This is a genomic window from Symbioplanes lichenis (assembly GCF_030709675.1).
GTDB classification, from domain to species: Bacteria; Actinomycetota; Actinomycetes; order Mycobacteriales; family Micromonosporaceae; genus Actinoplanes; species Actinoplanes lichenis.
In genome coordinates this window covers 1-13458 of record NZ_JAUZQD010000011.1, presented here as the reverse complement: position 1 = coordinate 13458, position 13458 = coordinate 1, and the positions used below count along the sequence as shown (strand labels likewise).

The following is a 13458-nucleotide window of genomic DNA, read 5'->3' as shown; positions in this document are numbered from 1 at the left end:
CCGCACACCGCTCGGCGCAGCCGCCGACCGGTGACGCGTGGGGAGGAGCGCCGCTACGTACGGTGCCCGCAAATGACCCCACGAAGGTGGTGAGCCACGTTGACGACCGAAGCGACTCCGACCGAGAAGTACGTAGCAGTCCAGAACTCCCCGGAGTTCTCGGAGCTGCGACGCAAACTGCGTAACTTCGTGTTCCCGATGACTGTCGCGTTCTTCCTCTGGTACGCGCTCTACGTCCTGCTGTCCGCGTACGCCCGCGGCTTCATGGCGCTGAAGATTGTCGGCAACATCAACGTCGCGCTGCTGTTCGGCCTGCTGCAGTTCGTGTCGACGTTCCTGATCGCGTGGTACTACTCGCGCTACGCGGCCCGGCAGCTCGACCCGCTGGCCGACAAGATCGGCGCCGACCTCAAGGGCGGGGAGGTGACCAAGTGACGGACTTCATCGCCGCCGAGGCCACGTCCTCGACCAGCCGCACGCTCACCATCACGCTCTTCCTGGTCTTCGTCGCCATCACGCTCGCCATCACGATCTGGGCCAGCCGGCAGACCAAGACGGCCACCGACTTCTACGCGGGCGGCCGGCAGTTCTCGGGCTTCCAGAACGGCATGGCGATCGGCGGCGACTACATGTCGGCGGCCTCGTTCCTGGGCATCGCCGGCCTCATCGCGCTCTACGGCTACGACGGCTTCCTCTACTCGATCGGCTTCCTGGTCGCGTGGCTGGTGGCCCTGCTGCTGGTCGCGGAGTTCCTGCGCAACTCGGGCCGCTACACGATGGCCGACGTGCTCGCCTTCCGGATGCGTCAGCGCCCGGTGCGGACGGCGGCCTCGGTCTCGACAATCGTCGTGTCGATCTTCTATCTGATCGCGCAGATGGTCGGCGCGGGCGCGCTCGTGTCGCTGCTGCTGGGCATCAAGGCGGACACGACCTTCCTGGGCATGGACGCGGGCACGGCCAAGGTCGCCACGATCATCCTGGTCGGCGCGCTCATGATCGTCTACGTGGTCGTGGGCGGCATGAAGGGCACCACGTACGTCCAGATCGTCAAGGCTTTCCTGCTCATGACCGGCGCGCTGGTCATGACGCTGCTGGTGCTGGCGCACTACAAGTTCAACCTGTCCAGCCTGCTGGGCGACGCCGCCGAGCAGTCCGGCAAGGGCGCCGCCTTCCTGGAGCCCGGCCTGCGCTACGGCATCGAGTCGGACAGCGCCTCGGCCACCTTCTACAGCAAGATGGACCTGCTCTCGCTGGGCATCGCGCTGGTGCTGGGCACGGCCGGCCTGCCGCACATCCTGACCCGGTTCTACACGGTTCCGACGAGCCGGATCGCCCGCAAGAGCGTGCTCTGGGCCATCGGCATCATCGGCGTCTTCTACCTGTTCACGCTGGCGCTCGGCTTCGGGGCGGCGGCGATGGTGGGCGGCACGGCGATCACCGCGCAGGACAAGGCCGGCAACACCGCGGCCCCGCAGCTCGCGCAGGAGCTGGGCATCACGTTCCTCGGCGGTGACACCGGCGGCGCGGTGCTGCTGGCGATCATCGCGGCGGTCGCCTTCGCCACGATCCTCGCCGTGGTCGCCGGTCTGACGCTGGCCTCCTCGTCGAGCGTGGCGCACGACTTCTACGCCAGCGTGATCAAGCGCGGTCAGGCGGCCGAGCGGGACGAGGTCCGGGTCGCCCGGATCTCGGCCTTCGTCATCGGCGCGGTCGCGATCGTGTTGTCGATCTTCGCGCAGAGCCTGAACGTCGCGTTCCTCGTGGCGCTGGCGTTCGCGGTGGCGGCCTCGGCCAACTTGCCGGCGATCCTCTACAGCCTGTTCTGGAAGCGGTTCAACACCTCCGGGGCGCTCTGGTCGATCTACGGCGGGCTCATCGCCGCGGTCGTGCTGGTGTTCTTCTCACCGGTCGTCTCCGGCTCGGCGACGGCGATGTTCCCCGACCACGACTGGCACTGGTTCCCGCTGTCGAACCCGGGCATCATCTCGATCCCGATCGGCTTCCTGTGCGGCTTCATCGGCACGCTCGTCTCCAAGGAGAACGACACCGACAAGTACGCGGAGCTGGAGGTCCGGTCACTGACCGGTCACGGCGCGCACTGACGCCACCAGCTCCTACCCGGCGAGGGGGGCCGCCCGGCCCCCCTCGCTACAGTGAGCCAATGGCTATCGAGCAGCGGTTCGGCGCGGGACATCGGATTCTGGTCAGCGGAGGCGCCGGCTTCGTCCCGTCGCACGTCGTCGACGCGCTGCTCGCCCGTGGCTGCCAGGTCGTGGCCGTGGACAACTTCATCACCGGCTCCCGCGACAACATCGCCCACCTCGCGTCGGAGCCGCGCTTCACGCTCGTCGAGGCCGACCTGACGCAGGGGCTGCCGAGCGACCCGGCGCTCACCGAGCGTTTCGACGCCATCCTGCACATGGCGTCGCCGGCGAGCCCGACGGACTTCGCCAAGCTGCCGACCGAGATCCTGCGCGTCGGCTCGATCGGCACGCTGGCGCTGCTCGACCGGGCGGTCGCCGACTCGGCGCGCTTCCTGATGGCGTCGACCTCGGAGGCGTACGGGGACCCGGAGGTCCACCCGCAGCCGGAGAGCTACTGGGGCAACGTCAACCCGATCGGCATCCGGTCGGTCTACGACGAGGCCAAGCGCTTCTCCGAGGCGGCCACCATGGGCTACCACCGCTTCCACGGGCTCGACACGGCCATCGTGCGCATCTTCAACACGTACGGCCCGCGGATGCGCCCGGACGACGGCCGTGCAATTCCCACCTTCATCAGCCAGGCGCTGCACGGGGTGCCGCTGACGGTCCAGGGCACCGGCGCGCAGACCCGCTCGATCACGTACGTCGACGATCTGGTCCGCGGCATCCTGCTGCTGCTCGACTCGACCGAGACCGGGCCGATCAACTGCGGCACCGAGCACGAGCTGACGATGCTGGAGCTGGCCGAGCTGATCGTGAAGCTCGCCGGCAGCAGCTCGCCGATCCAGCTCGTCGAGCGGGCGGCGGACGACCCGGAGAAGCGCCGGCCCGACCTCACGCTGGCCCGCACGCTGCTCGGCTACGAGCCCCAGGTGGGCCCCGAGGAGGGCCTGCGCCGGACGATCGACTTCTTCGCAAAGTGAATACTTTGTCACGGTAGTGAACGTTGCACGGGGAGTAGTTGTCTCCTCCCTTCGTGCCACCGGGCGCTGATGCACCGTTTGCCTGGCTCGGTGTCTCTAATCTGAAGTCATGTCTGCGACTTCGTCCCCCTGGGGTAGCCCCGCCGGCCGGGCTTCGGTGCCGGGCCCGCTGGGTACATCCGGCGCCATGGATCGATCTTCGGTGCCCGGTGCCTCCGGACGGGCCGGAACGGCTCGTCCGGGCGGCCGCCCCGCATATGGACAGCGTCCGGCCGGTGCCTACGGTGGCCGTCCGGCAGCCGGTGAGCAGGAGTGGCCGCCGCGCGGGTCGTCCGGGTCGGGCATGGGTCCGGGCGGGCCGATCGAGCCGCCCGGCGGGCCGGGACGCGGCCGGCCGTACTCGGGGAAGCGCAAGCCGCGCTGGGGCCGCATCGCCCTGGTGGCCGGGGCCGTGGTCCTGGTGATCGCGCTGATCACCGGCTTCTCGCTCTACGGCTACGCGAACAACCTGAACGACGACCTCAAGCGGACCGACGCGTTTGCGGACATCACCGACGGCCGGCCGGCCAAGACGGTGGACGGGGCGCTCAACTTCCTGCTCGTCGGCAGCGACTCGCGTGACCCGGACGCGTCGAAGGAGGACGCGAACTCCTGGCGCGCGGACACGCTGATGATCATGCACGTGCCCGAGGACCACAAGAGCGCGCAGCTGATGTCGATCCCGCGCGACCTCTACGTGCAGATCCCGGGCGCCAACGACGGCGCCTGCGACAGCGGCAGCCGCAACAAGATCAACGCGGCGTTCGCCTTCGGCGGGCTGCCCCGGGCCGTCCGGACGGTCGAGTGCCTGACCGACGTCCACCTCGATCACGTGCTCGCCATCGACTTCGGCGGCTTCAAGGAGGTCACCGACGCGCTGGGCGGCGTGGACCTCAAGGTGGACCAGAGCATCACGTCGATCCACAAGCCGTACCGGAAGTTCACCAAGGGCACCATGCACATGGACGGCGCGACCGCGCTGGACTGGGTGCGTCAGCGCAAGCAGTTCCCGCGCGGCGACTTCGACCGGATCCGCCACCAGCAGGAGTTCCTCAAGGCGCTCATGGACAAGGCGGCCAGCGGCGGCACGCTCAGCAACCCCGGCAAGCTCAACGACTTCCTCAAGTCGGTGACCAACGCGATCACCGCCGACAAGGACTTCTCGCTGACCGACATGGCGGTGCAGTTCCGTAGCCTCCGCGGCGAGAACCTCACCTTCATCACCAGCCCCAACAAGGGCAGCGAGACGATCGGCGGACAGAGCGTCGTGGTCCAGGACAAGGAGAAGCAGGCCGCTTTGTTCAAGGCTCTGGCGACCGACAAGATGGATGAGTGGATGTCGGCCAACCCCAAGTAAGCGGACGAAAAGCGCGGGACGGCCGATATCGCCTCCCGCGCTTTTTCTTGTCCGGAAAGTAAACAGGGACGAAACAGCGAAGGACTTATAGTGTCTTCCGCCGTTCACCCTTGACCTTGGGAGCGCACATGACCGTCCAAGCCCCCCGGCGCCCGCAGACGCCGCCGGACCCGGACGGTCGCCGGCGCCCCTCGATCTCGGCGGCGGAGCTGCTGGCCGAGCACAAGAAGCGCACGAAGAGCCCGCTGTGGGCCAAGCTGAGCGTCGCCTTCGGCGCCGTGCTGCTGGTCGCCGGGGGCGGCGGGGTGGCCGGCACGAAGTACTTCGTCGCCAGCGCCTCCAACGCCGTCACCCAGCAGAACCTGATCGCGGGCGACGTGGCCAAGAGCGGCGCCGACGGCGGCGGCGACATCGACGGCGCGGTCGACATCCTGCTCATGGGCGTCGACGCGCGGAAGCGCTGGGCGGTCGACGACCTGCGCTCGGACACGATCATCGCGCTGCACATCCCGGCCAGCCACGACCAGGCCTTCCTCGTGTCGATCCCGCGGGACACCGAGATGCAGGTGCCGCCGTTCGCCAAGGCCGGCTATGCGGGCGGGGTCGCGAAGGCCACCGAGGTCTTCTACTGGGGCGCGCAGAACGGCGGGGGCTGGGAGGGCGGCGCCCAGCTCATGGCCCAGACCATCAAGCAGAACACCGGCATGACCTTCGACGGCGCCGCGATCATCGACTTCAACGGGTTCAAGAACGTCATCGACGCGCTCGACGGCGTGAACATGTGCGTCGACCAGCGGGTCAAGTCGCACCACATCCAGATGGTCGACGGCAAGCCGCTCTATCTGGCCGACGCCCGCAAGACGCCGGGCACGCACGAGGAGATCTGGTACGAGAAGGGCTGCCAGGACTTCGAGGGCTGGCAGGCGCTCGACTACGCCCGGCAACGCTACGGCCTCAAGAACGGCGACTACGACCGGCAGCGGCACCAGCAGCAGCTCATCAAGGCCATCGCCAAGAAGGCGGCGAAGAGCGGGGCGCTCACCAATCCGGTCAAGGTGAACAGCCTCATCAAGGCGGCCGGCAAGGCCTTCGTGCTCGACACCGGCAACGTCCCGGTTGCCGACTTCATCTTCGCGCTCAAGGGTGTCGCGGCCAACGACATGGTGCTGCTGCGGACCAACAACGGCACCTTCGCGGGCAACGGGAACGGCCGGGAGACGATCACGCCCAAGAGCCTGGAGATGTACAAGGCCGTCAAGCAGGACAAGCTCTCCGAGTTCATCGTGGCGAACCCGGACGTCGTGGCCAACGAGAAGTAGTTTTACGCTCTACCTGTGTTCGGACCGCAGATTCCCAGCGTCACTCCCGGCCAGGTCGACCCGGCCGCCTACCTGCTCGACGTGCGCGAGCCCGACGAGTGGACCGCCGGCCATGCCCCGCAGGCCCACCACCTGCCGATGATGGAGGTCCCGGCGCGGCTCGCCGAGATCCCGACGGACGCCGAGGTCGTGGTGGTGTGCCGCTCCGGCGGCCGCTCCGGCCAGGTCGTCAACTACCTGATGGGCAACGGCTGGGACAACGTGCGCAACCTCGACGGCGGCATGAAGGCCTGGGAGTCCGAGGGCCGCGAGGTCGTCAGCGAGAACGGACAGCCGGCCCGCGTGCTGTGAGTCCGGGACGGCCGCTGGTCTTCGCCCATCGCGGCGGCGCCGACGCGCTGCCGGAGCACACCCTCGCCGCGTACCTGCGGGCGCTCGACGAGGGTGCCGACGGCGTGGAGTGCGACGTCCGGCTGACCCGGGACGGGCATCTGGTCTGCGTGCACGACCGGCGGCTCGACCGTACCTCCAACGGCACCGGCCTGGTCAGCACCAAGACGCTGGCGCAGCTGGAGGAGCTCGACTTCGGCTCCTGGCACTCGTCGGCGGCCGTCGAGGAGCAGAGCATCGAGCACACGCGCCTGCTCACCCTCGACCGCCTGCTGGGTGCGTTGCGGGCCTGGGGGAGGCCGGTCCGGCTCCTGATCGAGACCAAACACCCTTCCCGGTACGGCGGGGAGGTCGAGCGCCGCCTCGTCGAGCTCCTGCGCCGCTACGACCTCGCCGAGCCCCGCCCGGACGATCCGATCCACGTCACGGTGATGTCGTTCGCCGCCTTCGCCCTGCGCCGGATCCGCGCGCTCGCCCCGAGGCTCCCCACGGTCTACCTGCTCGAGATACTGCCCCCGGTCATCCGCAAGGGCCGGTTGCCGTTCGGCGCCCGGATCGCGGGACCCGGGGTCGCCCTGCTGCGGACCCGGCCGGCGCTCATCCCGACCTTCCGCGCGGCGGGCAACCAGACGTACGTATGGACCGTCAACGACGAGATCGACCTCGACCTGGTCCTCGCGCAGGAGGCCGACGGGATCATCAGCGACCGGCCCCGCTTCGTGCTCGAGAAGCTCGGCGGCGCACGTGGCGTGTGACTCCGGCCACCCCGGGCCGAGAAAGTTCATGATCGACTCGTGCCGCCCTGCCCAAACGGCCGGAAGCGAGGCAGACTCGCAGACATGCCGGTCACTCCCGACTATGCCGCGCTGACCCGCGGGCAGATCGCGCTTCTCGACCGGATCAACGCGGGCGACACCGGGCTCGCCGTGCTCGACCAGGTCGTCCGGCTCGCCACGGCGGTGCTGGGTGGCACGGGCGGCAGCTTCACGGAGTTCGCCGCCGACCACGGCCGGGTCGTCGCCGCGACCGGCGAGTGTGCCCGCACGCTGGGCCGCCGCACGTCCTTCGCCGAGCGGCCCGGGGTGCCGTGCGAGCTCAACGGCGTGGCCATCGGCCGGCTGCACGTGTGCCTCGACGAGCTGAGCCCCGAGCAGCGGACCGTGCTGGAGCTGCTGTCAGCCACCATCGCCCAGCTCTATGCCGCGCGCGCCGGCCTGCCCGTGCACACCGACGGTCCCCAGCCGGCGTCCCGCCTGACGACGGAGGTCACCGATCACGACGGTCTCGTCGAGCATTGGAAGCGCCGCCACGAGGACAGGGACCTGTTCGTCGCCGTCACCAGCCACGAGCTCCGCACCCCGGTCACGGTCATCAAGGGGTACGCCGACACGCTCACGAACCACTGGGAGTCCCTCGGCGAGGAGGGCCGCCGGGAGGCCGCCCGCGTGATCGGCGCCCGGGCCGGGGAGCTGGCCCGGCTGGTCGACCGGCTGCTCTCGGCGACCAGCGAGGAGTCGGGCGACGCGCCGCCTGGGCCCTTCGACCTCGTCGACGCCCTCCGCTCGGCCGCCGCCGACCTGCCCGAGGACCTGCGCGCCCGGCTCGTGCTCGACGGCCTGCCCGGCGACCTGCCCAAGGCGTTCGGCGACCGTGACGCCATCGCCACCGTGCTGACCGAGCTGGCCACCAACGCCGAGAAATACTCCCCGCCCGAGACCGAGGTGACCGTCACCGCCACGTCCGACGAGACGACCGTGACGTTCCAGGTGGCCGACCGGGGCTACGGCGTGCGGCCCGAGCATGCCGAGCTGGCCTTCGAGCGCTACTGGCAGGGCGAGCCGGCGTCGGGTGGCCGCAATCCGGGCGCGGGTCTCGGGCTCTACCTCGTCCGGCGTACGGTCGAGCGGCGCAACGGCTGGGTCTCGCTGCGCCCGCGTGAGGGGGGCGGGACGATCGCGGAGGTCCGCTTCCCCCGGGCGTGATTCATTCCCGGGCCGGTTCCCCCGGGCGTGACCGCTGTCACCTCGCCGCCTAGGCTGGTTCGCCGTGAGCAAGCGTCGAAACAACCCCCGAGCCGCGTCGGCGGCGCCCAAGCGTGAGAAGGTCCGGGACATCTTCGTGGCCCGGCCGTTCGAGGGCCTGGCCGACGAGACCGAGTGGATCGCGCTGCGCGAGCTGGTCCCGGCCGCTTCCGCGCCGCTGACCCTCAAGCCCGAGATCATCGAGGAGTACGGCGACCGCCCGGTCACCCTCTCGACGGTCCTCCCGATGGCGTGGCCCGCGATGACCCGCCAGGACGGGCGCATCTTCGTCGGTCTGCAGCGCCACATCCAGTCCGGTGACGTGTCACGCGACGTGGCAGTCGCCGTCCTCAACGCGCTGCAGACCGAGCCCGGCGGCACCGTGCCCGTGCCCGCACTGCCCGGCGAAGGGCCCCGGCTGCAGGACATCCTGGCCGACGGTCCGCTCGACGTGACCGTGCACGACGGCTTCGAGTACTGGCTCGACGCCCAGCAGGCCGAGGACCCGAGCGTGAAGGCGTCGCTCGAACGGGCGAACGCGTCGATCTATCCGACCGTACGGATGACGGCGGCGCACGCGGCGTACTGGTGCCGGGTGCCGGAGAAGTCGCACGTGCGCTGGGTGCTGCCCGAGCCGGAGGACACCGCGCTCGACGCCCTGGCCCGCCTGTCCGCCTCCGGTGACCTGCTGCTCGGCGAGGGGACCAAGTTCGCCGGGATGTTCCGGGCGCACGGTCTGCTCGTACCCGTGTGGGATCTGCCGCACGACCTGGAGGCGGGCGACTGGGAGGCGCCGCTGGCGGACTTCGCCAAGCGCTACAGCGACATTCTCGCCGAGACCGGGCCGCTCGACGCCGCCGCCCGGCGCGCGAAGCAGGGCCTGGTGGGCCGCCAGCTCACGCTGCGCTGACTCACCGCCCCGGGCATGGTTGCGGCTATGTCCGGGGCTCTCCTCCCAGCGGGGCCCGCTCGATCAGGCCTCTCCGGCCGCCTCCCCCAGCGGAGCGCGCTCGATCGGGCAGGACATGCACCTCGGGCCGCCGCGGCCGGAGCCCAGCTCGGACCCGCTGATCGCGATCACCTCGATGCCGGCCCGTTCCAGCTGGGCGTTGGTCTCGACATTGCGCTCATAGGCGACACACAACCGTGGCGCGATGGCGAGCGTGTTGTTGCCGTCGTCCCACTGCTCGCGCTCGGCGGTCACCGGGTCGAGACCGGTGTCGATGATCCGCAACCGCTCGATGCCCATCGCCTCGGCGGCGGCGTCCAGGAAGGGCCGGGCCGCCCCGACCCGCGGCTCACCGTCGAAGCCCGAGGTCACCGGGTACGCCATCAGCGCGTCCGCCACGTTCGGGTACATGACCACGGCATCGGTGTCGACCATCGTGCACACGGTGTCGAGATGCATGGTGGCCCGTTCCTGGGCGATCGGCACCGCGAGGATCGTGTGGGCCAGTCCCGCGTCGAAGACCCGCCGGGCCAGCCGCTCGGCGCCGGCCGCGGTGGTGCGCTCCCCGACGCCGATGGCGAGCACGTCCGGGGCGAGCAGCAGCACGTCGCCGCCCTCCACGTTCTCCAGTCCCGGGGTGTAGAGCAGCTCGGTGCCCGCGAAACGTGGATGGTGCGTGTAGATCGCCCGGGTGAGCGTCGTCTCACGGCTCCGGGCGGGCATCGCCAGGCTCGTCACGGCCACCTGGTCGCGTACCCAGGCGGATGAATCCCGCGTGAAAAGCAGGTTGGGCAGCGGGTCGATGACGAACTCGTGCCGATCCATCAGCTCGTAGACCAGTCCACCGGGCTTGCCGGGGCCGGGCTTGACCTCCTCGTGGGCGAGGCCGGCCATGAGGACGTGGGCCAGCTCGCGCGGGTCGAGGTCACTCAGATGGGCGGCGACCCGGGCCCGGAGGTTGTCACCCAGCCGGGGGTCGGCCAGCACCGTCTCGGTGAGCAGAGACCGCGCGTCCGGGACGTCCAGGGTCTCCTCGAGCAGCTGCCCGAGATAGAGCACTTCGACGCCGCGGTCGCGCAGGGCCTGCGCGAACCGGTCGTGCTCCTCCTGCGCCCGGCCCACCCAGGGGATGGCGTCGAACAGCAGGGAGTCGTTGTTGCGGGGGGTCAGCCGGGCGAGCTCGGCGCCGGGGCGGTGCAGCAGGACGGTCGCGAGCCGTCCGACCTCGCTGTCGACATAAGGGGCCACAGGACCGAGACTAAGTCGGGAACGGCAGGTCGGCGCGGTGAGCGCGGCCTTTTGTCCGCTACCGTCCGCATGCGTCCTGTGACCTACCGCCAAGATCCGAGACAGTGCTGCGCTCTGTGTGAGGGCACGCTAACTTGTCCGGAGGACGTTTCGGATTTCAGGGGAGCCCTAGGTCGCGTCATGCACCATACGGAAAAACGCCTTGGCCGTGAATGTGGCATTCATCCCCACTCATTCCGCTTTCTTTCCGGCCCCATGGCTTGCTTGAGTACCGGGTCAGACACTTACCGTAGTGGAAAGAGAGCCCGATGGACCTTTTGCCGGAGGTCGCTGTGACTGTCTTCCCCGCACGCCCCGCCCTGCCCGCCACCTATTCGCCCACCCCCTCCGAGTCGCGCCCGGGCACTGCGCTCGAGCCGGTTCGCCCGAGCCCCGTCGAGTGGGCCCGCCGTCGCCGCGCCGAGCGTGACGCCCGTCGCCTCGAGGCGGCCGGGACCCGCGCGCTGACCCGCCTCGACCGGCTGGGACCCGCCTGGCACATCGTCGACTGGCCGCGTACCGACTCGCTCGGCTACGAACACGACCCGAGCGACGACCGCGCCGGATTCCTCGCCATCGGCCCCGGCGGCGTCTATGCCGTCACCGTCGCCGACCACGGCCGCGCCCGCGTGCTCATCGCCGGTGACGTGGTGCAGATCAACGGCAAGCGCCCGGCGTACGTGGCCGAGGCTCGCCGCGACGCCAAGCGCGCCGGCCGGGCCATGAGCGCCGCCGTCGGCCTCACCGTGCCCGTCACGCCCGTGCTCGCCTTCGTGGGCTCCGGCGTGATCAGCGTCCACGGCCTGCCCAAGGAGTGTCTGGTCGCCACGCACAAGGAGCTCGACCGGCTGCTGATCGCCGGTGGTTCGCGCATCTCGCCGGCCACCGCGAGCAAGCTCTCCGCCGTCGCGCAGCACCCGGGCACGTGGGCCAACGCGCCCTACCGCCCCGCCTCGAGCGAGTACCGGTGGTACGCGAACGGCCAAACGGCCGCTGACAAGCGGCCGACCCGCCGGTAACGTTCCTGTCGGTGCACCGCACACCCGCGAGGGTTGACGTGAGCGACGCCGGCCGGACACTCGAAGGGTCGAGACTGTTCGTCTCGGCTGTCGGTCCGGCCGGAGTCCCGCTCCGGCCGGCGGTGCCGATGATCAGGGAGGTGCGGGTGGCGCACGTCGAGCTCTCGTTGTCGGGAGCGTTCGTGCCACAGGCGCGCACGCCGGTGGAGTCCGAGTTCGTCTCGAACATCGACCGGTGGGCCGCGACGGTCTGGCAGGCCGTCGAGCCGTGTCTGGTGATCGACAATCACCACACCGTCGTCGCGGTGTCACCGGCGGCCAGCGATCTGCTGGATCTGCCGAAGGGCGCCGACGTCGTGGGCAAGCCGTTGCTCGGCGAGGGCTCGCTGCGCCTCGTCGACTTCACGGCCGGCGGCAGCGAGCTCGATCTGCCGGAGCTCGAGAAGATCCCGCCGATCCTGGCGCTGAGCTCGGAGCGCCTGGCCCGCGGGCTGTTGCGCATCCAGCCACCGGGTGACGAGCGACACATCACGGTCGATGCCATCGCGACGCCGATCTGGGAGAACGGGCACGTGATCGCCTCACTCACGTTCTTCTCGGAGATCCGCTACTGATACGCCGGTTGCCGATCATTCATGTGGCGATGAACGCACCCGTCACCCGTTGGGGTTAACAGGGTCCGGACCGTAGTGTTCCCTCATGCTCGACCTCGACCTGCTGCCCGACGACTATGCGGTGTGCCGGCTGCCCGGCGGATCCGCGCTGCCCGCATCGCTGACGGCCGGGCCCGATGACAAAAATGTCATCTCGGTGACCTGGGCGCCGGACGAGGTCTCGGTCATCTGCCCGAGCGACCGCGTGCCGCCCGGCGCGACCTACGAGGCCGCCTGGCGCTGCTTCCGCGTCGCCGGCCAGGTCGACCTCGCGCTGACCGGCATCCTGGCGTCGCTGGTGCAGCCGCTCGCGGAGGCGCGGGTCAACCTGATCGCCTTCTCGACCTACGACACCGACTACGTGCTCGTCCCCCAGGTCCGCCTGGAGGAGGCCATCGGCACGCTGACCGCGGCGGGCCACCGCGTCGCCGCCTGAGCGGCCGCCCTCACCCCCGCCTCACCCCCGCCTCACCACCTGGGGCCGGTGCTGCCCTGACCGGTCGTCGCCACCCGGGGCCGGTGCTGCCCTGACCGGTCGTCGCCGCCGAATTGTGACGTTCATCTATCCGGTTCGGCGCCCTACGATGGGGGCCGTGGTCCGCGTCCTCCGTCTGCCGGTGCTCGCCGGGGCGCTCGTCGCCTCCGGCCTCCTCGCCGCCTGCGGCGCACCGCCGGAGCCGCCCGCGACCGCGCCACCCCTGGCCACCGGCCCGGACCCGTCCGCCTCGGTCTCGCTGCCGCCGCCGGTGCTCACCCCGATCCTGCCGACGCAGACGACACCGGCCCTGCCCGGCGGCCTGCCGACCACGCCGGCCTGGCCCACGCTCCCCACCACGACGACCACGCCGGTCTACACGCCGCCGGTGACGCCGACGACCACGATCCCCACCCCGGCGACACCGACCCAGTCGCCGGCGCCCAGGTGCACGGCCGGGCCCACGGCGGCGCAGGTGATCGCCGTCGTCAAGGGCACGGCGGGCATCCCCGACCGGCCGCTCAAGGTGGTCGACGGGCCGTCCTGCTCCGGCTCGTGGCAGTTCTCGGTGATGGAGATCGAGGCCGCGAACGCCGGCGACAAGTACGAGCCGCTCAGCGTCGTCACCAAGGGCCAGCCGGCGGCGTTGCAGCTGGTCGAGGCGGGCACCGACGTGTGCAGCCTGGTCGTCCAGAGCGAAGCCCCGGCCGGCATCCGCGTCCGCGCCTGCGGCGCCTGACCCTGTCGCCGCCCTCGACCTCGGCGCCTAACCCTGTCGCCGCCTTCGACCTCGCCGCCTGACCCTGTCGCCGCCCTCGACCT

Annotated in this window: 14 protein-coding genes; 13 read left to right on the top strand and 1 reads right to left on the bottom strand. The window is 70.4% G+C overall.

The genetic code is table 11. The annotated features are described in order from the left end of the window. Positions 1-99 precede the first annotated feature (99 nt). From RAN62_RS25535 to RAN62_RS25495, 9 genes are all read left to right on the top strand, one after another. Positions 100-435: a DUF485 domain-containing protein gene (locus RAN62_RS25535; protein ID WP_305787301.1), complete on the top strand. Its 336-nt coding sequence runs from the start codon at positions 100-102 to the stop codon at positions 433-435. After that, positions 432-2102 (top strand): monocarboxylic acid transporter, encoded by a 1671-nt coding sequence (locus RAN62_RS25530; RefSeq protein WP_305787300.1) that lies wholly within the window; start codon positions 432-434, stop codon positions 2100-2102. Before RAN62_RS25535 ends, RAN62_RS25530 begins: the two co-directional genes overlap by 4 nt. 59 nt (positions 2103-2161) lie before the next feature. Further along, complete coding sequence (locus RAN62_RS25525; protein WP_305787299.1) at positions 2162-3127, top strand: NAD-dependent epimerase/dehydratase family protein; 966 nt, start codon at positions 2162-2164, stop codon at positions 3125-3127. 109 nt (positions 3128-3236) lie between these two features. Continuing rightward, positions 3237-4523, top strand: coding sequence for an LCP family protein (locus tag RAN62_RS25520; protein ID WP_434062844.1), 1287 nt, complete (start codon positions 3237-3239; stop codon positions 4521-4523). 128 nt (positions 4524-4651) lie between these two features. Continuing rightward, complete coding sequence (locus RAN62_RS25515) at positions 4652-5842, top strand: LCP family protein (protein ID WP_305787297.1); 1191 nt, start codon at positions 4652-4654, stop codon at positions 5840-5842. A 15-nt stretch (positions 5843-5857) separates the two neighbouring features. Continuing rightward, positions 5858-6193 (top strand): rhodanese-like domain-containing protein, encoded by a 336-nt coding sequence (locus tag RAN62_RS25510; protein ID WP_305787296.1) that lies wholly within the window; start codon positions 5858-5860, stop codon positions 6191-6193. Beyond that, a complete protein-coding gene (locus RAN62_RS25505; RefSeq protein ID WP_305787295.1) occupies positions 6190-6987 on the top strand; it encodes a glycerophosphodiester phosphodiesterase in 798 nt (265 codons plus the stop codon). The genes RAN62_RS25510 and RAN62_RS25505 overlap by 4 nt, the downstream gene beginning before the upstream one ends. 84 nt (positions 6988-7071) lie before the next feature. Next, positions 7072-8214 (top strand): sensor histidine kinase, encoded by a 1143-nt coding sequence (locus RAN62_RS25500; protein WP_305787294.1) that lies wholly within the window; start codon positions 7072-7074, stop codon positions 8212-8214. Between the two features lie 64 nt (positions 8215-8278). Continuing rightward, a complete protein-coding gene (locus tag RAN62_RS25495) occupies positions 8279-9163 on the top strand; it encodes a DUF5926 family protein (RefSeq protein ID WP_305787293.1) in 885 nt (294 codons plus the stop codon). Positions 9164-9226: 63 nt separating this feature from the next. Here the strand turns inward: RAN62_RS25495 and RAN62_RS25490 are convergent, their stop codons facing one another. Next, positions 9227-10450: an arginine deiminase gene (locus RAN62_RS25490; RefSeq protein WP_305787292.1), complete on the bottom strand. Its 1224-nt coding sequence runs from the start codon at positions 10448-10450 to the stop codon at positions 9227-9229. Positions 10451-10782: 332 nt separating this feature from the next. On the opposite strand from RAN62_RS25490, the gene RAN62_RS25485 reads away from it, so the two are divergent. The 4 genes from RAN62_RS25485 to RAN62_RS25470 all read left to right on the top strand — a co-directional run bounded on the left by RAN62_RS25485 (position 10783) and on the right by RAN62_RS25470 (position 13375). Then, entirely contained in the window at positions 10783-11508 is a 726-nt protein-coding gene (locus tag RAN62_RS25485) for a hypothetical protein (RefSeq protein ID WP_305787578.1), read from the top strand. A gap of 146 nt (positions 11509-11654) precedes the next feature. Continuing rightward, positions 11655-12122: a transcriptional regulator gene (locus RAN62_RS25480; protein ID WP_305787291.1), complete on the top strand. Its 468-nt coding sequence runs from the start codon at positions 11655-11657 to the stop codon at positions 12120-12122. An 85-nt stretch (positions 12123-12207) separates the two neighbouring features. Continuing rightward, positions 12208-12597 (top strand): ACT domain-containing protein, encoded by a 390-nt coding sequence (locus tag RAN62_RS25475; RefSeq protein ID WP_305787290.1) that lies wholly within the window; start codon positions 12208-12210, stop codon positions 12595-12597. A 157-nt stretch (positions 12598-12754) separates the two neighbouring features. Continuing rightward, the gene (locus tag RAN62_RS25470; RefSeq protein ID WP_305787289.1) at positions 12755-13375 is read left to right on the top strand and encodes a hypothetical protein; all 621 of its coding nucleotides are present in this window, start codon (positions 12755-12757) and stop codon (positions 13373-13375) included. The last annotated feature ends 83 nt before the right edge of the window (positions 13376-13458 follow it).